The sequence below is a fragment of the Dyadobacter sandarakinus genome (genome assembly GCF_016894445.1).
GTDB lineage: Bacteria > Bacteroidota > Bacteroidia > Cytophagales > Spirosomataceae > Dyadobacter > Dyadobacter sandarakinus.
Genome location: NZ_CP056775.1, coordinates 4,478,029 through 4,498,698, shown reverse-complemented (window position 1 = coordinate 4,498,698; position 20,670 = coordinate 4,478,029). Strand labels below are relative to the sequence as shown.

Genomic DNA, 20,670 nt, shown 5'->3' with positions numbered 1-20,670 from the left:
GATTGTAATAAGCCATTATTTAGTAAAAAATAACCTCCTGAATGTTCTATACACACCTGAAATGAGAAACAAACTTCGGAAAGCAGGAGCTACTTTGCTGATTGTCATAGCATTGATGTTGCTTGTTGACTGGCTTTCCCCTTTCCGTCCTCAAATCAGTTACGCTACCCAGATCCTGGATAACAAGGGCAATGTTATCCATGCTTTTCTGAACCAATCAGATAAATGGAGGTTGTATGCTGATGCAGCGGATATTACCCCTGTTTTGCAAAAAACACTCGTTTATAAAGAAGACCGGTACTTTTACCTGCATCCCGGAGTCAATCCCCTGGCAGTTGTGCGGGCAGTTGCAGGCAATGTAATTTCGGGTAAAAGGAGCTCGGGTGCTTCCACAATTACCATGCAGGTAGTGCGCCTGATAGAGCCGCGGCCAAGGACTTACGGCAGCAAGCTGGTGGAAGTGTGGCGGGCTTTGCAGCTTGAAATGCATTTTACCAAAAAAGAAATATTGCAGATGTACCTCAACCTGGTTCCCTATGGAGGTAACATTGAGGGGATCAAAGCTGCTTCATTATTGTACTTCGGAAAACCGCCCCAGCTGCTCAGCCTGGCCGAGATTACGGCACTGACGATCGTTCCCAACCGCCCCTCCGGTCTGCGACCGGGTACAAGAAATGACGAACTTGCCGCCGCCCGGAATACCTGGTTGAAAAGGTTTGCGGAAGATGGGCTCTTTGATCAGGCAACCATTGAAAGTGCCATGAACGAACCGCTCAAAGTCAGGCGGCTGAGCGCACCGGCCTTTGCACCGCACCTGGCCCAAAGGATGAAACCGGAGAGTGCCGGTCCCGCAGTGATCCGTACTTTCATTGACATGCGGCTGCAAATGCAGGTGGAGGAGCAGGTAAGTGCTTATATAAACCGTCTCAAAAACATTGGCATACACAATGCAGCTGTGCTGGTGGTGAACAATGAGTCAATGAAGGTAGAGGCCTATGTAGGATCGGCCAGCTTTGCCAATCCATTCGATGGGGGACAAGTGGACGGTATCCGCTCAGTACGCTCGCCGGGAAGTACGCTCAAACCACTGCTGTATGCTTCGGCTTTTGACAAAGGAACACTCACACCCAAATCGGTTATCAATGATGTTCCGGGAAGTTACAATGGATATGAGCCCGAGAACTTCGACGGTAGGTTTAACGGACCCGTCACGGCCGAATTTGCACTGGCCAATTCACTTAATATTCCGGCGGTCAAAACATTAAAGGATGTGAGTACCCCTGCATTGATCGCACAGTTACGGAAAGCAGGGTTTAAAACGATTGAAAAACAGGCGGGAAATCTGGGATTATCCATGATCCTTGGCGGGTGCGGAGTTACGCTGGAGGAGCTCACAAGACTTTTCGCAGGATTTGCCAACCAGGGCATTGTACATCAGCTGCGTTACAGCCATAGTTTGGAAAAAGATCAGGGTACGCCTGTGATCTCCAAAGAAGCCGCATTTATGATCACGCAGATCCTGTCCCAGGTTACCCGGCCTGACCTTCCCAGCAACTTTGGCAACACCTACCATTTGCCGCGCATTGCGTGGAAAACGGGTACTTCCTACGGCAAACGCGATGCCTGGAGTATAGGTTATAATAAAAGGTATACGGTAGGCGTGTGGGTCGGCAACTTTTCCGGTACAGGAGTACCTGAGCTCAGCGGAGCAAATACGGCCACACCTTTGCTGTTTTCAATTTTCAATGTGCTGGATTACAATTCACCCAAGGGCTGGTACCGGTCGCCGGCCAATCTTGCATTGCGGAAAGTCTGCCCGGTAAGCGGCGATGTTCCCTCGGAGTTTTGCGAGCACCCGGTTCTTGACCAGTACATTACAGGAGTTTCAAAAAATGAACGATGTGCGCACCTCAGGCCTGTTTTCACGGATATTCCGGAAAAAATATCCTACTGTACCTACTGCCTGCCCGAATCCGCTTTCAGGAAAACCCTCTATCCGCAGCTCGTTCCGGAACTGATTGCATTTTATGAAGCGCAAGGTATTCCATATCGTAAAATTCCGCCGCACAACCCGGCTTGCGAACGTGTATTTGACAGCGGGGCACCATTAATTGTCAGTCCTAATGACGGAAGTGAATATTACCTGGACAGCCAGAATGCCCAGCAGCTCGAACTGGCCTGCCAGCCTGCGAATGATGCGCAGGAAATTTTCTGGTATGTTAATGATCAGCTCGCCGGCCGTACCCCGCCCGGAAAAGGCTTGTTTGTGACGCCACCACAGGGAAGAGTGAAAATATCATGCAGTGATGACAAAGGCCGCAATGCAGACATTCACATTACAGTACGCAGGAACTAGTACTTACAAAGGCTGATCCTGCGCCTCCTGATAGATAACCTGGATCAGCGTTTGGCCCACGGCATGCAATGTTTTAGGGTCGATATGCTCCATGGTATCGTCTGCAGTGTGCCACTGGTCGAAGAAAGTATGTGCCAGGTTATTCTGCTGCGTGTGAATGATATCGATCATCGGAATATGTGCATCGCGGTTTACCGGCAGGTGATCGTCGGTAATGGAAGATCCCCGCTGATCGATAAAGAAGTTACTGTAGCCCAGCCGGCTTGCCGTATTCCAGACCTGTCTTACCACATTATCCGCTAATTGTACAGAATAACCTTCTTTGAGGAAGGTAGCGCCTTTGGCCCCGGCCATGTCCAGCAGTACGCCAAAGTAGGCAGTGTAGCCGGGAACATGCTTGTTTTTGGCCCAATACTGCGAACCCAGGCAATACCCGCCGTACTCGCCGGTAGCTTCGTCTGAATTACCCCAGTCTTCGGCATCAAAGAAAATCACGTCTACTCCAATGTCAGGCTTACTTGCCTGTAAAGAGATCACACGTGCGACTTCAAGGATAATCCCTACGCCGCTCGCACCGTCATTAGCGGCCAGTACAGGCTTGGTTTTGGCCACAGAATCCTGGTCTGCAAACGGGCGGGAATCCCAGTGGGAGGCCAGAAGAATGCGTTTTTGTGCACCGGGGTTATACGATCCGATGATGTTGCGGGCATTAAGCTTTTTGCCGTCGTAAGTGGTTGCGACAAAATTTTGCTCGGTTACCTGCATACCCAATGCTTTCAGCTTTGCCGCCAGGTAGTCACCAGTGGCTTTGTGGGCCGGGGTATTAGGTACCCGGGGACCAAAGTCAACCTGTTTCTGAACAAAAGCATAAGCCGAATCGGCATTGAAGGCCGGAGCTTTGACGAGTGCAGGAGCCTGCTCAGCTGTTTTTTCAGAACTTTCCTGATTGTTGCAGCCTGTGAGGACGATCGTCAGGATAAAAACGGAAGACAGTATTTTCCTGGAAAACGAGCCGGGAATGAGTTGCATGTTCTTGATTGAGTTGGTTATAGTTTGTCTGCCGGCTTTCTTATTCCTCGTAGGCCCAGTCTACCTTTATCTTGGTATCCCGGATCACCAGACCCTGATTTTTGAAGTAAGAACGGATTTCATCTACTTTTTCGTAGTTGCGGGCTGTTTTAAATTCCCGGTAAAGCGCCAGCATGCCTTCGAGCACAGCGTATCCTTCGGCCAGTTCTTCTTTCAATCCGAGTACATCTTCAAAAAAAGTAATGAAGTTGTGCCGCAGCGAGTTGAATGCATGCTCTCCCAAAGCAGCTGTTTTCAGCTGGCCCATGGTAATCATGTTAATGTACTTCAGGAGATTGAACAAATTTGCAAAAGCTACCGCGGTGTTCAGGTCATCGTTCATAGCGGCATAAAACCCCTCGACAGCCTTTTCTATATCTGCAATTTTGGCAGCGTCAGGTGCTACCCCTTCCTCTTCCTCAAATACCATTACTTTGGCATTCCGGATACCATTTGCAAGACGTTTATAACCTTTTTGTGCGGCTTTTAAAGCATCATTTGAAAAGTCGAGTGTACTGCGGTACTGGCTTTGCAGCATGAAAAAGCGCACAGTCATAGGGCTGTAAGCCTGTTCGAGCAGGGCGTGGTTACCGGTAAAAAGCTGCGCGGGAAGGAAGGAATTGTTCAGCGACTTGGACATTTTTTGTCCGTTAACCGTAAGCATATTGGTATGCATCCAGTACCGGACAGGTTCTTCGCCGGTCAGTGATTTGCCCTGTGCAATTTCACATTCGTGGTGAGGAAACTTAAGATCCATTCCCCCGCCGTGGATATCAAACTGCTTGCCGAGGTACTTGGCGCTCATGCAGGTACATTCAAGGTGCCAGCCCGGAAAGCCGCGGCTCCATGGTGAGTCCCACTGCATGATGTGCTCAGGACTGGCTTTTTTCCACAATGCAAAGTCCAGCGGATTTCGTTTTTCTGCCTGGCCGTCGAGCTCGCGGGTTTCATTGAGCAGGTCTTCGATGACCCGGCCCGAAAGCTTGCCATAGTCATTTCCGTCTGCCTGGTATTGGTTGATGTCGAAGTACACGGAACCATTGGATTCATAGGCAACACCCTTCTCAATCAGGCTTTCCACAGCCTGAATCTGCTCAATGAGGTGCCCGGTTGCAGTAGGTTCGATGCTGGGCGGAAGCAGGTTGAATGTAGCCGATACATCATGAAAATCATTGGTGTACCGCTGCACGATCTCCATCGGTTCCAGCTTTTGCAGCTTGGCCATTTTGCCGATCTTATCCTCACCTTCCTCGCCATCACCCACGAGGTGGCCTACGTCGGTAATATTACGAACATACCGGACCTTGTACCCGATGTACGTCAGGTAGCGGTAAAGGATGTCAAATGAAAGAAATGTACGAATGTTGCCCAGGTGCACATTGTTATAAACCGTAGGTCCGCACACGTACATGCCGACATAAGGAGGTGCTATCGGGACAAATACATCTTTATGCCGGGTAAGAGTATTAAAAATGCGAAGAGGCTGGAAAGTTTGAGCGGCCATTTATTTCTGGTACTTGATTACTGATTCCTTAACTGCGTTTTAGCAAGTCGGGTTTCCACCCAGTCGATGATTTGTTCGGCGGATTTAAGGCCTACTGAAGCTAACTTGGCACTTTTGGTACCCTGATATCCCATATCGAGGTGAAGGACTTGGTATGCTGTCGTAAATTTAGCAAGCAGGGTTTTGTCGACACGGCTCAATTCCGACTGGTACCACTCGACACTGTTAGGTGTTTTTTTATTTTTCTCGCCTAAAAGTGCATTCAACACCAACAGAATACCGGTGTAAGCCGTATGTCCTGCAATCTTGACATACTTTTTGTCCTGATAAAGACCGTCCTGTTTTTTAGCATTGTTACTGAGGAAATCTTTTGCATTGGCAATGTGCCTTCTGGCTTCGCTGATAGCCTCCATTTTTCAAGTGTGTTTGATGAGTGTCTGATATGCAGCAAAAATAGCAAATAACCGTTCAGTTAAAAGCCGGCGTTTTTCCTAGGAAGAAGAGCCGGCAAATGCTATTTCACTGTTTTGATTATCTTCGCAGCGTTTTGAACAAAATGTAAAAGGTTTCAAACTAACTTAAATTCAACACAGTACATATTTATGAGTCTATTAACCGTAGGATCTGTTGCTTTCGACGCGCTCGAAACCCCGTTTGGAAAAACAGATAAAATTATCGGTGGTGCTGCCACTTACATCACACTAGCTGCATCTTATTTTACCAAACAAAACAATCTTGTAGCGGTAGTAGGCGGTGATTTTCCAAAGGAAATGATTGATCTTCTGGAAGATCACGGCGTAAATACCGAAGGTTTGGAAATCGTAAGCGAGGGTAAGACTTTCTTCTGGTCGGGCAAATACCATGAAGATATGAATACCCGTGACACGCTCGTAACCGAACTGAATGTCATGGAACATTTTGATCCCACTATCCCGCAATCGTACCAGGGAACCGAGTTCCTGATGCTCGGCAATACAGTACCAGCCACGCAAAAGCTGGTCATCGAGCGGATGTCGGGAAGGCCGAAGCTGATCATGCTCGATACGATGAACCTTTGGATGAACATCGCAATGGATGATCTTAAGGAAGTACTGAAACTTGTGGACCTGATCACCATTAATGATGAGGAGGCCCGGCAGCTTTCGGGCGAGTATTCCCTGCGTAAGGCTGCCAAAAAGATCATGGCTATGGGTCCGAAGACGCTTATCATTAAAAAAGGAGAGCATGGCGCGCTGTTGTTCCAGGACGAGCGTATATTCTTTGCCCCTGCACTCCCGCTGGAAGAGGTTTTTGACCCAACAGGAGCAGGCGACACATTTGCGGGCGGCTTTATCGGCTACCTCGCAAGTACCGATGATATTTCGTTTGAAAACATGAAACGCGCTATTATTTATGGCTCAGCTATGGCATCTTTCTGCGTGGAAAAATTCGGTACCGAGCGCCTGGTCAATCTTGCAAAGGAGGAAATTGATGAGCGTGTACAGGAATTTGTAAAGCTGTCGAGCTTTGAAATAAATTAACAATTAAGGATATACAAGATTGGGTCTGTGAGTCGGAAGTTCTCTGCTTGCAGACCCTTTTTTGTGGTTTTTTTAATTAAAAACAATCACTCTTCCATAACCTGAGATTTCCCATGAAGCTGTTTGTTACAACCATCTGCCTGCTGATGCTATTTGTTGATCCGGCAACTTTGCTGGCACAGCACCAGTCGCATCCGGCTCTGCCGCATTCCAGGCATAAAACGGTGGTGATTGCTCACCGTGGCAATCACGTAAATGCACCCGAGAACACGCTGGCTTCGACCCGGGAAGCGATCAGCTGCGGAGCGGATTATGTGGAAGTTGATTTAAGGACCAGTAAAGACGGGCACTTAATCGCCATGCACGATGGCAAAGTTGACCGCACTACCAATGGTACAGGCAAAGTAGCCGACCTGACCTGGCAGGAGCTGGAAAGTCTTCAGGTTTTTAACCGTAATAAAAGGACCCACCGCATTCCTCAGTTCAGGGACATACTGGCATTGTGTAAAGGAAAGATCAACATTTACCTGGATTTCAAGGAAGCCGATGTAGCCGAAGCCTGGAAGGAGATTAAAGCTGCCGGCATGGAACATCAGATAGTAGTATACCTGAATAAGGAAGAGCAATATAAAAAATGGAAGGAAGCTGCTCCCGACATGCCGCTGATGACCAGCCTGCCCAAAGAGGTAACCAATAAAGCGCAACTGGATGCTTTTCTCGGTCACATGCACATCCAGGTACTTGACAATATGACGGATCCTGAGCTGCTGAAAGCGGCTCACGAACATGGCGTGTCCGTTTGGCTTGACGTGCAAAGTCCGGATGAGGGCCCTGCAAGCTGGAATGAAGCTTTGCACAAAGGAGTACAGGGACTGCAAACCGACAAGCCGGCTGAAATGGTGACGTATCTGAAAGCGCATGTTCAATAACATTGTGCTGAATGAATTATGAAATACGTCATCATGCACAGCGTATTGCTGCTCGCAGGCTGCAATGCTCCCAATCCTACACATACCGTAGTCGGCGAGATCGAGCAGCCTGTGCAGCCGGCAACTTCTTCAGCCTGGATGTATACGGACCTGGATCCGTTTGTTCAGATTGACGGCATGACAAGCAATCAGCTCATTGGACTTTTTGGTAAAATGCATCATGCGGATCAGAAGTGGCGCGATAGTCTGCATTCGGGAAAGTCGGAAAATGAGAAGTTGTTCCTGCAAAAGATGCATGCAAATGATGAGGTTAACCTGAAAATTCTCAACAGGGTCATTAAAAAATATGGGTGGCCAAAGAAGAGCTCACTCGGAGAAGAGGCAGCGGAAACTGCCTGGCTGATTATCTGGCACCATCGCAGTAACAGGCATATTTTATGCAGGCACTTTGATGAGATGGAAAAGGAAGCACGTGCCGGAGAGATGAGTGCAGCTCTTTTTCAGCAGATCAAAGATCAAATTGACATACTATCTCCCGATCAAATCGACTATTAGGCAGGTTGAATAATCCGGTACACCGGGCAATCCGCATCATGCGCTCCCGGCAGGTACCCGGTACTCATCAGAAACTCATTTACAATTTCGCCGCCGGTAAACTTAAAAGTCTTCTTAAACAATCTGACCCACTGCTCCTTGGGCAATGGATGGTGCGCATCAATCCAACCTTTGAAAGACCCGTATTCCTTCTGCAATTCAAGGATCTTTTGCGCATTTACAATCGCTGCATTCACTTTAAGGCGGTTGCGCACAATGCCCGGATCGGAGAGTAGTCGTTCCCTGTCGGTCTCATCGTAGGCAGCCACTCTGGCGATTGAAAAATTATCATATGCTGCGCGAAAACTATCCTGCTTTCGCAGCATCAGTGTCCAGCTCAGGCCAGCCTGATTGATTTCCAGCAGCAACCTTCCAAAAAGCTCGTCATCATCGTCGATCGGAAACCCGTACTGGTTATCGTGGTAATATTTATGCAGCAGATAATCAGCTTGGTCAGAAGGATTGCTGTTTACATAGGTGCAGTAAGACATTCGGATGTATTGGATTAATATTCTTTTTACGTAAATCCTGCCTCAAACAATCGCTTTGCCGAGGCAGGATCATCCATAGCTGACAGATGTTGCTGCAAAGAACAAGCCTCCGGATGACAGCAGTATGTCAGCAGCTTTTTTCAAATAAAAAATCACCTGTTTTTTACCCGCCTGACCTGCCGCTGCACCCAGGGATAGCTGATGTAAATCGCCTTGGTCGCGCCGATACCGACACCAGCGCCCATCAGCACATCGGCAAGCCAATGCTTGTTGTTGAGCATGCGTAAGGCACCTACCGTAGTGGCAGTTCCGTACCCGCCTACAGTATACCATATGCTCCGGTCGCCATACTCTTCGTGTAACAGGGTAGCATTGGTAAATGCGGTACTGCTATGTCCTGAAGGAAATGAGCGGTAGTCCTCACCATTCGGGCGCGGATAGGCTATAATGCGTTTCATACCTTGTGTTACACCCTGTACAGCCAGGTTTGAGATAATCGCCAGTATGATCTGATCTTTCAGCCCGTGTTTTCCCTTCACTCCCGATGCGGCAAGGCCGAGACTCACAACTCCGGGCGCATACAGCAGGTAGTCGTCTGCATGCGTGCGAAAATTAGGAAACTCTGCCCTTACCCGCTCGTGCAGCGCACGGCTGATCCTGCCTTGTGTGATCAGCCCCGCAAGCGCTAGCGAAACAGGCGGCACCACGTCAGCAGCCTGGATATGCCTGAGGGTGGTATCCTGCTGGGCAAGAGCCGCCGGTGGCATCCACAGCGAAACACAATAAATAAGGCAAAGCACTGGCGCTCTGAGGGATCGTGCTATCATAGGATGGCTTCTCTTACGCGGACGAGTTTTTTAAGCAAATCTTCCAGCTGATCCAGGGGCAGCATATTGGCGCCGTCAGACTTGGCTTCGGCAGGATTAAAATGCGTTTCAATAAAAAGTCCGTCAGCACCTACTGCAATCGCTCCTTTTGCGATGGTTTCGATCAGGCGGGGTTTGCCGCCAGTTACCCCGGACGACTGGTTTGGCTGCTGAAGTGAATGCGTACAATCCATTATTACGGGTACATCAAATGCTGCCATTTCGGGAATATTTCGGAAGTCCACTACCAGGTCACCATATCCGAAACTGTTGCCGCGGTCGGTGAGCAGTACGGGGCTTGCAGGATTGGTATCTCTCACTTTTTCCACTGCAAACTTCATGGAAGCACCCGAAAGAAACTGGCCTTTTTTAACATTTACAGCCTTGCCGGTGCGTGCTGCCGCTGCAATAAGCTCGGTCTGCCGGCACAGAAAAGCCGGGATTTGCAAAACATCCACATACTCCGCAGCCAGGGCGGCTTCGTGCGATTCATGAATGTCCGTGACGGTGGGTACCTGGAATGTGTCGCCGATTTCTTTCAGGATTTTCAATGCTTTTTCATCTCCGATTCCTGTAAAAGAGTCGATTTTGGTTCTGTTGGCCTTACGGTAGGAGCCTTTAAAAATGTATGGGATTCTAAGCTTGTCAGTGAGTGTGGTGATGGTCTCGGCAATGCGCATTGCCATGTCACGGCCCTCAATAGCACATGGGCCGGCCATGAGCAAAAACATGGAGGAGTCGGTGTTTTTCAGACGCGGTATTGTGATCATAAAAGTAGTTTTCAGGTAAAGTCAAATGTTTTAACGTGCCGGATCGTGCCGGTAACCACCGGAAGTAAGCGATCCGGGAAAGGTAATGTATGTGATAAACGTTTGATTTAGTGCATTTTTTCACATTTAGAGCTTTGCTGCATTAAAACAAACCGGTTAAAAAAATTTTGAAAAAGTGAACTGAAATATCTTTCTTTGTTGCGATTTTAACCAAAAAGTGATTATAAAATGTCAGCAATTGCAGAAAGAGTTAAGCAAATTATCGTCGAGAAACTCGGCGTAGAAGAGTCGGAGGTTACACCGGAAGCAAACTTCCAGAACGACTTGGGAGCGGACTCTCTAGACACCGTTGAATTGATTATGGAATTCGAAAAAGAATTCAATCTTTCTATCCCTGACGATCAGGCAGAGAACATCGGTACAGTTGGTCAGGCTGTTGCATATCTGGAAGAAAACGTAAAATAATCCGTTTTTCACACCAGTCATCTTCTATTCTGTCCCATTTTATGAGTTTTAAGAGAGTTGTAATTACAGGACTGGGTGCCTTAACACCCATTGGAAACGACGTTTCCACCTTTTGGAAGAATTTGGTTGAAGGGGTAAGTGGCGCAGCACCGATCACGCATTTTGATGCTGAGAAATTTCGGACCCGTTTTGCCTGTGAAGTAAAAGGCCTGGACATTCAAAATTACATCCCTCGTCAGGAAGCCCGTAAAATGGATCCTTTCGTCCAATATGCCGTAATTGCTGCCGATGAGGCAATGAAGGACGCCGGCTTTGGCGAGCAAAAACCAGATCTCGACAAAGCCGGTGTAATCTGGGGCTCAGGAATTGGTGGTCTTAAGTCATTCGAGGAAGAAGTAATGAACTTTGCTACCAATGGAAATACGCCCAGGTTCAATCCATTCTTTATTCCTAAAATGATTGTGGACAGTGCCTCAGGGGTACTTTCCATCCGCTACGGTTTCCGCGGACCTAACTTTATTACCGTTTCAGCTTGTGCATCGGCAACCAATGCACTGATTGATGCTTTCAACTACATTCGTCTGGGTATGATGGACGTATGTATTTCGGGAGGTTCAGAGGCTGCGGTAACTGTGGCAGGTGTGGGGGGATTTAATGCTTTAAAGGCGCTTTCAGAGCGTAATGACTCTCCTGAGACGGCCTCCCGCCCTTATGACAAAGACCGTGATGGATTTGTCCTCGGAGAAGGTAGTGTGGCCATCATTCTGGAAGAGCTGGAGCATGCCAAGGCGCGTGGCGCGAAAATCTATGCCGAGATGATCGGAGCAGGTCTTTCCTCGGACGCATACCATATTACTGCCCCGCATCCGGAAGGATTGGGCGCTTTCATGGTTATGAAAAATGCCGTGGAAAATGCCGGACTGGCACCAGAGGATATCGACTACATCAACACCCACGGGACATCTACTCCAATTGGTGATCCTCAGGAGGTCAAAGCAATTGAAAAGTATTTTGGGGAGCATTCCTATAGCATGAATATCAGCTCCACCAAGTCCATGACCGGACACCTGCTGGGTGGAGCCGGTGCATTGGAATCTGCTGCGTGCATCCTTGCTATCTGCGACCAGGTGGTTCCGCCAACCATCAACCATTTCACAGACGATCCGGACATTAATCCCAGACTGAACCTGACCTTCAACAAAGCCCAGGAGCGCAAAGTCAATGTTGCACTGAGCAATACTTTTGGTTTTGGAGGTCATAATGCATCAGTTATTTTCAAAAAATATGAGGGCTGATTAAACCTTACGCATTGGCAAAGCGAATTCTTATACCGATACTATCTCTTTTTCGGACCGGAACGGCCGAGGATAAGAGATTTAAGGAGTCCATTGCCCACGTGATAGGCGACCGTCCTTCCAATCTGGGGGTGTATCAGCTGGCTTTCAGGCATACATCTGCTTCCAAAGAAACTGCAATTAAAGGCTTTCGTGAATCCAACGAGCGCCTCGAATATCTCGGCGATGCCGTACTGGGCATGATCGTCGCAGAATTTCTTTTTACAAAATACCCCTACAAAGACGAGGGCTTCCTCACCGAAATTCGCTCCCGCATCGTAAACCGCGAGTCGCTCAACCAGATTTCACGCAAGCTTGGTCTTGATCGGCTGATCGAATATGATGGCAACCGCCGCGGAATGTCACCGCGTTCCTCCATGTACGGGGATGCGCTGGAAGCTTTTGTCGGGGCCATTTACCTGGATAAAGGTTTCCGTTTTACCAGGACTTTCGTGATCAACAAGCTGATTACGCATTATGACCTTGAAAGCATTATCCAGAATAATGCCAATTTTAAGAGCATGATCATTGAATGGGCACAACGTGAAGGCAAGGAAATCCGCTTTGAGATTCTTGAAGAGCGTGGTACCCGCCATCATCGCGAATTTATCTCACAGATCCTCGTCAATGATGAGCCCTTTGCGGTTGGTAATGGTTTTACAAAAAAGAAAGCCGAACAATCCGCCTCCGAGCAAGCCTGCGCTATCCTCGAACTTAAATAATCCCCCGCAACTTTACGGCATCCTCGTGTCCTGCAATGCAGGATAAGTTACATTTTGTCATTTTTTATTTAAAGAAAGTGACATTGTGGCGTACTTTGGTGCACATTTAATGCAAATGCTGCCACATTGACACATATAGTTTCCTTTTTACCTCATGGAACAAAAGTTTTTTATTACAGGACATACCCGCAAGGGAAAACCTGAAACAAAAACTTTAAACACTTATAACCATGAGCACTTTAGTTAAATCTCACTTTGCAACACCAGCTTACATGAACAGCTTTTTCGGTAAAGATCTGTTCAGCGAGTTCAACACTCCTGCATTTTCTGGCAGCGTACCTGCTGTGAATGTAGTTGAAAACAAAGATGGTTTCCGCATTGAAGTAGCTGCCCCGGGCCTTCAGAAAAGTGATTTCAAGCTTAATCTTGATAAAAATCAGCTGACCATCTCCGCTCATAAAGAACAAAGCGAAGAGCAACAAAATGAAACGTACAGCCGCAGGGAGTTCAAGTACACTTCTTTCCAGAGAACATTCACATTGCCAACATCCATTGACGGTGACAGGATTGAAGCCAACTATGTTGACGGCGTGCTGAGCATTGCCCTACCGAAAAGGGAAGAAGCCAAAGAAAAACCTGCCCGTGAAATTTCGGTAATCTAACCGGCCAAGGCTTTTAGGGCGCTACTGCTTGTTGGTAGCGCCTTTTTTTTGTCCGGACAAAGAAGAAAAAGCATGAAGCTGGCAGGGTATTTTGGTAATCTTACGAATCGAATATCTTTGTTAAATTATGTTAAACGGTTCCTGTCGGAGGATGATTAATGTTTGATTTGCGTTATCCATTTGGTAAAATAAATCCCAGCATATTTCTATGAAAAACAATTGGAAAAGTTTAGTGTTGGTTGGGTTAATCTCGAGCGCGTCGACTCTTGCCGGCTTTAAACTGCTTGGAACGGATGAGAAAGATGTGATCTTAAAAGAAGCGGCATCCGAGCCTATCGCACGCTTTACCTCAACCGGCGCTCCTGTGGGTGCTCCGGGTGACTTCGTTTATGCAGCTGAAGCAACTACGCCGGCAGTAGTACACATTAAATCCACGATGACACGCCAGGCTTCCCGCGGGCAGCAGATTCCCGATATTTTCAGGGACTTTTTTGGTGATGAGTTTGGGGGTAGTTCAAGAGGTTCGCAACCATCCGAGGCCTCAGGTTCCGGTGTAATTATTTCTGGTGACGGGTATATTGTTACCAATAATCACGTGGTAGAAGGTGCTCAGGAGCTGGAAGTTACGTTGCATAATAAAAGTAAGTTCCGTGCTAAGGTAATCGGCACCGACCCTTCGACGGATATCGCGGTAATTAAAGTGGAAGCCAAGGAGCTTCCCGCTGTAACATTGGGTAATTCTGACGCGGTGAAGGTAGGTGAATGGGTTGTAGCTGTGGGTAATCCATTTAACCTGGAATCTACAGTGACAGCGGGTATTATCAGTGCAAAAGGTCGAGGATTAGGTATTATCGGACAATCCAGCCGCAGAAATGGGATGACGCCTACTTCTGCTTCCGCAGGAGACTCGCCGCTTGAATCTTTTATTCAGACTGATGCTGTGGTAAACCCCGGTAATAGTGGTGGCGCACTGGTGAATCTGAAAGGCGAGCTGATTGGTATCAATACGGCTATTGCAAGTCCTACCGGCAGCTTTGCAGGATATGCATTTGCAGTTCCTTCCAGCATTGTAAAGAAAGTATCCAGCGATCTGATCAAGTTTGGTAATGTACAGCGCGGCTACCTGGGTATTCAGCTGGATGATCTTGACAGCAGAAAAGCTGAAGAGTATGGTGTGAGGGTGAATGATGGTGTCTATGTACGTGAGTTTACCGAAAACAGCGCAGCCAAAGCCGGAGGAGTTGCCAAAGGTGACGTAATCGTGAAAGTAGATGGAATGGATATTCACTCGGTTCCCGAGCTTCAGCAGGCAATCGGTTTGCACAAGCCTGGCGACAAGGTGAACCTGACTGTTAACCGTGAAGGCAAGGAAAAAGAGCTGAACATTACGCTGAGAAACCGTACCGGAGGCTCCGACATCATTAAACGTGATGAAAGTGCAGCTATTATGAATGCACTTGGCGCACAATTTGGTAACCTGAGCGATGCCGAAAAGCAACGTTTGAGCAGGTACAAAATTGACGGAGGTGTAAAAGTAATGTCAATCGAAGGCGGCAAATTTGCACGCTCGCAGGTAGAAGAAGGATTTATTATCACCAAGGTAAACGGTAAGGCAATCCGCTCGGTAAAAGAGTTTCAGGCAGCCATCGCCGGAAAAGAAGAGTCCATGGTACAGTTTGAAGGACTATATCCTGATGCTCCCTATGACGTTTACTCCTTTGGTTTCCGTCTTTAATATACATTAAGGTTCATGAAAAAGCGGCTGGAATGTTCATTCCAGCCGCTTTTCTTTATTCCGGATGTTACAGCATATATTTAAGCTTAATAACTTCCCTCTCTGTCAAAAACCGCCATTTACCTCTTGGCAGGTCCTTCTTATTGAGGCCTGCAAATACAGTACGGTCCAGCTTTTTCACCTCATAGCCTAAATGTTCGAAGATGCGGCGTACCACCCGGTTACGTCCACTATGAATTTCAAGTCCTACGACCATCGCATCCGGAGTAACAATACCTACTTCGTCAGGACGAATGAAACCGTCTTCCAGCGCCACACCCTGCTGTAATTTTTCAAAATCCTCTGTTGCAATTGGTCGGTCAAGCTCCGCCTGGTAAATTTTGCCAATGCCAGTTGATGGATGCGTCAGCTTTCCGGCGAGTTCGCCATCATTGGTCAGCAGCAGCAGACCCGTGGTATTGCGGTCGAGGCGGCCAACCGGGTAAACACGTTCGTCGCAAGCTCCTTTGATCAGGTCGAGTACGGTTCTGCGTTCTTCCGGATCATCTGTAGTCGTAATGTAATCCTTCGGTTTATTAATCAGGATATACACCATTTTTTCGGGGTTCAGCGCACGTTTGCCATATTTGACAACATCGCTCAGCTTTACTTTGTAGCCCATTTCGGTCACAGTTTTACCATTTACCGAAATTTGCCCCGAAGCAATAAGGTCATCAGCTTCCCTCCTTGAACAAATGCCTGCATTAGCAATGTAGCGGTTCAGGCGGATGTCGGAAGGGTCTTCCTTCACCTTTTTGCCGGTCCTTTTTTCATAGCCGGAGAGATCATATCCGGGAGCCGATTTGTAGCGTCCTACTCTTCTTTCCAGTCCGCTTTGGTCCGCTTCCGGCTCCGCACTTCCCGATTGGGGAGCTGCATGATCCCTGGGCTCAGAATCGTCTTTTTTTTTAAAACCTGAGTTTTCTTTTTGCTTGAAACCGAAGGGGCGTTCGCTTTCGCGCTCTGGTTTGCCAAATCCCTTACTACGGCCAGATTCCCGGAAAGAAGGCTTTTCAGATTTCGAGAAAGGCGCCTCGGTTCTCGGAAAAGGCTTGTCCGACTTTGAAAAAGGCTTGTCTGACTTTGAGAAAGGTTTGTCCGACTTTGAAAAAGGTTTATCCGTTTTTGAAAAAGGCCTGTCTGCTTTTGAAAAAGGCTTATCTGTTTTTGAAAACGGCCTTTCAGGCTTTGAAAATGGCTTCTTGCCTTCGGAAGTAAACTCTTCACGGTCGCGGAACGATCGTGGTTTGAACGACTCGGGCTTTTCATGACTGAAATCCGGACGTGCTTTTTGCCCGGTATTTTCAGTTTTGGAAAAACGCAGACTTGATTTTTTGATGGATGGTTTGCTGAACCGGCTTTCTACCTCGGACTTGGCCCGCTTGAAAGGGCGATCGCCTCCTGTACCACCGCTGGATTTCTGGAATGACCGGGACGCGCCGGATGCCGATTGTGCATTGTTGCCCGCTTTGGGGCTGGTTGTTCTTTTTTTCATCAGGATAGCAGTATCACTACTGGATTGAATTCCTATTTACACTAAACATACAAGCTTATACAGCCTGCCTAAAATTGAAAAATGCCACGAACCTCATTTATACAACGTATGTAGTAATCAGTTCAGTAGCGCTTTTTGAAATTGCAGGATGCAAAGATAACCTATTTTGCCGGCTAAAAATTTCCGTTCTCATTTATGTCAAAATAAATAACCGGGCGTTTATAACTTCTGTCAGGGCGCCGGATACAAAAGAGCGCCGGAAGCTACAAACATTAAGCAAAATGGATACGCCTACAGACGTGCAGGGGCCTCCGCTCTGGAAGCCCGGGCGGGCATTGTTGGAACAGTCCTGCCTGAAACGATATATGGATTGGCTCTTCGTAAAAAAGGGTCTCTACTTCCGTTCCTATCATGATTTATGGGAATGGTCTGTGACTGATCTGGAAGATTTCTGGGAAAGCCTCTGGCATTTTTTCAACATCAAATCACACGATCTGTACCTTGAAGTACTGCAAAGGCCGCAAAGCGGAATGATCGGTACACGATGGTTTACGCGCTCCAAGGTCAACTATGCCGAGCATATTTTCAGAAACAAAACCAAAGATCGTTCTGCCATTGTTTTTCAGTCGGAGCAAACGGGCATGCAGGAAATATCCTGGGAAACGCTCGAAGAAGAAGTTGCTGCTGTATCAGCTTGGCTCAAACAGCGGGGTGTGCGGCCCGGCGACAGGGTAGCTGCTGTTTTGCCCAACATTCCTCAGGCGACGGCAGCATTTCTGGCGGTGAATGCAGTGGGTGCGGTATGGTCGTGCTGCTCTCCTGATTTTGGTAAGACAGCCATTCTCGAACGTTTTCTGCAGATAGAACCCAAGGTGCTTTTTGTTGCGGATGGCTATGTTTATAATGGAAAAACATACGATATGACCTCCTTTGCACAGGAGCTTTCGTCTGCATTAAAGACGGTAAAAGATACCGTGCTGATCAACAATATTGACTCCGTCATCAAACCCGACCGGTTTACATCTTGGGAGGACATCCTGCATTTGCCCAACTTCGGGCTCGAATTTGAACCCGTAGATTTTGATCATCCCATCTGGATATTGTACTCGTCCGGTACCACGGCCAAACCGAAGGCCATTGCACACAGCGTAGGCGGCTGCCTGCTGGAACATTACAAGGCACTGGCACTTCATCAGAATGTGAAGCCGGGCGACAGGTATTTCTGGTACAGTACCACCGGCTGGATGATGTGGAATTATGCCCTGGGCTCAATGCTTTGCGGTGCTACTCTGGTACTCTATGATGGGGCGCCTGCATTTCCTTCATCGCAGGTACTATGGACTTTTGCAGAAAAAGCCAGGATCAATCATTTTGGTAGTGGCGCGGCTTATTTTACAGCCTCAATGAAAGCCGGGGTAAGCATAACTTCCGAGCGGCTCAGCGCGCTCGAAACCATCGGCTCGTCGGGTTCGCCCCTGCCACCGGAAGTATATGAATGGATTTACAAGCATGTTAAAAAAGACGTGTGGCTGATATCCCTCAGCGGCGGTACTGATGTTTGCAGCGCCTTTGTGGGTGGCTGCCCGGTACTGCCGGTTTATGCCGGGGAAATCCAGTGCAGGATGCTCGGCTGCAGAATTGAGGCTTATGACGATGACGGAAAGCCCGTAATCGGGCAAACCGGCGAAATGGTACTGACCCAGCCCATGCCTTCCATGCCTGTTTATTTCTGGAATGATGCAGGCAACCAGCAATATTTCAGCAGCTATTTTGACATGTTCCCCGGCTCCTGGCGGCATGGCGACTGGATCAGGATTACATCCCGGAAGTCGGTCGTCATCTACGGGCGCTCCGACGCCACGCTGAACCGCGGCGGCGTGCGCATTGGTACTGCGGAAATTTACCGGGCAGTGGAAAGTCTGCCCGAGGTAAAGGACAGCCTGGCGGTGTACCTGGACAAGGCGAGTGGTGACGGTACCATATCGTTGTTTGTGGTGCTGAGTAAAGACAAGGTACTGACAGATGAGCTGAAAGGCCGCATTTGTGAAACACTGCGTTCCCAGTACAGTCCCCGGCACGTTCCCGACACGATCGAGCAGGTGACCGACATTCCGTACACGATCAATGGTAAAAAAATGGAAACGCCTGTTAAGCGTATCCTGATGGGTCAGGACCCTGCCAAATGTATTAATCCGGATATTATGCGAAACCCGGAATCCCTCAAATCATTTGTTTAAACGCTTAAAACGAAGTAGTAAAATCAGGACAGTTAACGGCTTTTTGACCGGTAAAGACATTTGCATTAGGTAATCAAAATCATTTACTTCACGTTAGAACTAGGTTTCACGCAGAAAGCTATTTTACACACCTTTCCCATTATAACCAGCATGAGTTCAGACACATCCAAATCACCGATCCGCAATTCACGTGCTGTGGTGCGGCTCCCGATTATTATCGGCATCACCCTTGCCGCGGGTGTGTTGCTGGGAAGTACTTTTTTTAGCGGTGGAAAAAAATTATCAGACGTTGCGAAAGGTTATGCAAAGTACCGGGAAGTGCTGATGCTGGTTGAAAACAACTATGTCGATTCTGTGAATACGGATGATCTGGTAGATTTTTCAATCACCAAAATGCTGGAAAAGCTTGATCCGCATACTGCTTACTTCAACTCGGAAGAAGCTACTGCCGCCCGTTCTCAACTGGAATCGGGCTTTGACGGTATTGGTGTGGAGTTTAACATTTTCAATGATACCGTGTATGTGGTTACTCCCCTGAGCGGCGGCCCATCCGAAACGGCCGGTATCCAGAGCGGCGACCGGATTATTTCCGTGAACAAGGAAAATCTTTCGGGACCGGGCGTGACCAATGCACAGGTTTACAAAGTCCTTCGCGGCAAGCGGGGTACCAAGGTCGATCTGGGGATAGAGCGTGTGGGCATGCCTGACAAAATCAATGTCGCCGTTGTCCGGGATCGTATACCTACCTATTCCGTAGACGCTTCTTACATGATTAACAATGAAACAGGATATCTTAAAGTAAGCCGTTTTTCAGAAACCACTTACGACGAGTTTAAAACAGCCCTGAAAGCATTGAAATCCGAAGGCTTGAAAAATCTGATTCTTGACCTGCGCGGTAATCCGGGCGGGTATATGGAAAAGGCTACCAGTATGGCCGACGAGTTTATCTCCGGCGATAAGCTGCTGGTGTATACCGAGGGCAAGGATAGCCGGTTTGATCGTAAAACCAGGTCGCATGTCGAAGGATTATTCGAGCAGGGTCCATTGATTGTGCTGGTTGATGAAGGTAGTGCGTCAGCATCCGAAATCCTGGCAGGGGCCTTGCAGGACCATGACCGCGCATTGGTAGTGGGCCGGCGGTCGTATGGAAAAGGATTGGTACAAATGCCGATCAAACTGTCCGATGGATCAGAGCTGCGCTTGACTATTTCAAGGTACTATACCCCGAGTGGCCGCAGCATTCAAAAGCCGTATGAGCTGGGCAAGGGAGAGGATTACAGCCAGGATTTGTCGCACAGGTATGAAAGCGGCGAGCTTTTCAATGCCGACAGCATCAAGTTTGATAAAAGTAAAGTGTACAAAACCGATGGGGGCCGGATAGTTTATGGCGGTGGCGGTATCACTCCCGACATTTTTGTACCCAAAGATACACTGCTCAACAGCAAGTACCTTTTTGAGCTTTATTCAAAAAACATCATCCGCGAGTACGCACTGAAATATGCAAACGAACACCAGAAGCAGCTTGAAAAAGGATCGTTTGATAACTATGTCAACAACTTCCAGGTTACGGACGCCATGCTGTCAGAGCTGGGCCGGGATGCAACCCGGGCGGGTATCAAGCTTAACGAAAAGGAGTTAAACCATTCAAGACCGGTCATCGCTGCACAGACCAAGGCCATCATCGGCCGGTATGTATGGGGAAGAAAGCAGAAAAGCGGTCTGAACAATGAAGTATTCAGAGTGCTTAATCCTACGGACAACGTGTACCAGCAGGCGGTACAAATGTTCGGGCAGGCCGCTCAGCTTGAAAAAGGAAAGTTCAGCAGCATGAACATACCGAGAAATTAAGTCCGGATCTATTCCTTTGTTTTGTAGTAAAAAAT

At 48.0% G+C, this 20,670-nt stretch carries 18 protein-coding genes; 11 read left to right on the top strand and 7 right to left on the bottom strand.

Annotated features, from left to right (window positions below):
• Positions 1–61: 61 nt before the first annotated feature.
• Positions 62–2,356 (top strand): penicillin-binding protein 1C, encoded by a 2,295-nt coding sequence (gene pbpC, locus HWI92_RS18315; RefSeq protein ID WP_204657964.1) that lies wholly within the window; start codon positions 62–64, stop codon positions 2,354–2,356.
• Positions 2,357–2,359: 3 nt separating this feature from the next.
• On the opposite strand, the gene HWI92_RS18310 is transcribed toward pbpC, so the two are convergent.
• Genes HWI92_RS18310 through HWI92_RS18300 form a run of 3 tightly spaced genes read right to left on the bottom strand, consistent with a single transcriptional unit; the run spans position 2,360 to position 5,341 of the window.
• Positions 2,360–3,385 carry a M28 family peptidase gene (locus HWI92_RS18310; protein WP_204657962.1) on the bottom strand — a complete coding sequence of 342 codons (1,026 nt, stop codon included), beginning with the start codon at positions 3,383–3,385 and terminating at the stop codon, positions 2,360–2,362.
• Positions 3,386–3,425: 40 nt separating this feature from the next.
• Positions 3,426–4,928: a cysteine--tRNA ligase gene (cysS, locus tag HWI92_RS18305; RefSeq protein WP_204657960.1), complete on the bottom strand. Its 1,503-nt coding sequence runs from the start codon at positions 4,926–4,928 to the stop codon at positions 3,426–3,428.
• Positions 4,929–4,945: 17 nt separating this feature from the next.
• Positions 4,946–5,341 (bottom strand): DUF5618 family protein, encoded by a 396-nt coding sequence (locus HWI92_RS18300; protein WP_204657958.1) that lies wholly within the window; start codon positions 5,339–5,341, stop codon positions 4,946–4,948.
• 189 nt (positions 5,342–5,530) lie between these two features.
• Here HWI92_RS18300 and HWI92_RS18295 point away from each other — a divergent pair, with 189 nt between their 5' ends.
• From HWI92_RS18295 to HWI92_RS18285, 3 genes are all read left to right on the top strand, one after another.
• Positions 5,531–6,448 (top strand): PfkB family carbohydrate kinase, encoded by a 918-nt coding sequence (locus tag HWI92_RS18295; RefSeq protein ID WP_204657956.1) that lies wholly within the window; start codon positions 5,531–5,533, stop codon positions 6,446–6,448.
• A 113-nt stretch (positions 6,449–6,561) separates the two neighbouring features.
• On the top strand, positions 6,562–7,377 hold the full coding sequence (locus tag HWI92_RS18290; protein ID WP_229248255.1) for a glycerophosphodiester phosphodiesterase family protein: 816 nt from the start codon (positions 6,562–6,564) through the stop codon (positions 7,375–7,377).
• A gap of 18 nt (positions 7,378–7,395) precedes the next feature.
• Positions 7,396–7,932, top strand: a complete 537-nt coding sequence (locus HWI92_RS18285; protein ID WP_204657954.1) for a hypothetical protein — start codon at positions 7,396–7,398, stop codon at positions 7,930–7,932.
• On the opposite strand, the gene HWI92_RS18280 is transcribed toward HWI92_RS18285, so the two are convergent.
• The 3 genes from HWI92_RS18280 to kdsA all read right to left on the bottom strand — a co-directional run bounded on the left by HWI92_RS18280 (position 7,929) and on the right by kdsA (position 10,098).
• On the bottom strand, positions 7,929–8,462 hold the full coding sequence (locus HWI92_RS18280) for a DNA-3-methyladenine glycosylase I (protein ID WP_204657952.1): 534 nt from the start codon (positions 8,460–8,462) through the stop codon (positions 7,929–7,931). The two genes, HWI92_RS18285 and HWI92_RS18280, sit on opposite strands and share 4 nt — an antisense overlap.
• Positions 8,463–8,614: 152 nt before the next feature.
• Entirely contained in the window at positions 8,615–9,229 is a 615-nt protein-coding gene (locus tag HWI92_RS18275) for a phosphatase PAP2 family protein (protein WP_229248246.1), read from the bottom strand.
• A 56-nt stretch (positions 9,230–9,285) separates the two neighbouring features.
• A complete protein-coding gene (gene kdsA, locus HWI92_RS18270) occupies positions 9,286–10,098 on the bottom strand; it encodes a 3-deoxy-8-phosphooctulonate synthase (protein ID WP_204657948.1) in 813 nt (270 codons plus the stop codon).
• A gap of 228 nt (positions 10,099–10,326) precedes the next feature.
• Between kdsA and HWI92_RS18265 the strand changes: the two genes are divergently transcribed.
• The 5 genes from HWI92_RS18265 to HWI92_RS18245 all read left to right on the top strand — a co-directional run bounded on the left by HWI92_RS18265 (position 10,327) and on the right by HWI92_RS18245 (position 15,016).
• The gene (locus HWI92_RS18265; RefSeq protein WP_015813362.1) at positions 10,327–10,563 is read left to right on the top strand and encodes an acyl carrier protein; all 237 of its coding nucleotides are present in this window, start codon (positions 10,327–10,329) and stop codon (positions 10,561–10,563) included.
• Between the two features lie 41 nt (positions 10,564–10,604).
• Entirely contained in the window at positions 10,605–11,858 is a 1,254-nt protein-coding gene (fabF, locus tag HWI92_RS18260) for a beta-ketoacyl-ACP synthase II (protein WP_204657946.1), read from the top strand.
• 14 nt (positions 11,859–11,872) lie between these two features.
• Entirely contained in the window at positions 11,873–12,619 is a 747-nt protein-coding gene (gene rnc / locus HWI92_RS18255) for a ribonuclease III (RefSeq protein ID WP_204657944.1), read from the top strand.
• A 230-nt stretch (positions 12,620–12,849) separates the two neighbouring features.
• Complete coding sequence (locus HWI92_RS18250) at positions 12,850–13,281, top strand: Hsp20/alpha crystallin family protein (RefSeq protein ID WP_204657942.1); 432 nt, start codon at positions 12,850–12,852, stop codon at positions 13,279–13,281.
• A 208-nt stretch (positions 13,282–13,489) separates the two neighbouring features.
• Positions 13,490–15,016, top strand: a complete 1,527-nt coding sequence (locus HWI92_RS18245) for a Do family serine endopeptidase (protein WP_204657940.1) — start codon at positions 13,490–13,492, stop codon at positions 15,014–15,016.
• A 67-nt stretch (positions 15,017–15,083) separates the two neighbouring features.
• Here the strand turns inward: HWI92_RS18245 and HWI92_RS18240 are convergent, their stop codons facing one another.
• Positions 15,084–16,550, bottom strand: coding sequence for a pseudouridine synthase (locus HWI92_RS18240; protein WP_204657938.1), 1,467 nt, complete (start codon positions 16,548–16,550; stop codon positions 15,084–15,086).
• Positions 16,551–16,831: 281 nt separating this feature from the next.
• Between HWI92_RS18240 and HWI92_RS18235 the strand changes: the two genes are divergently transcribed.
• Positions 16,832–18,787 (top strand): acetoacetate--CoA ligase, encoded by a 1,956-nt coding sequence (locus tag HWI92_RS18235; protein ID WP_204657936.1) that lies wholly within the window; start codon positions 16,832–16,834, stop codon positions 18,785–18,787.
• Positions 18,788–18,937: 150 nt separating this feature from the next.
• A complete protein-coding gene (locus HWI92_RS18230) occupies positions 18,938–20,635 on the top strand; it encodes a S41 family peptidase (RefSeq protein ID WP_204657934.1) in 1,698 nt (565 codons plus the stop codon).
• Positions 20,636–20,670 lie beyond the last annotated feature (35 nt).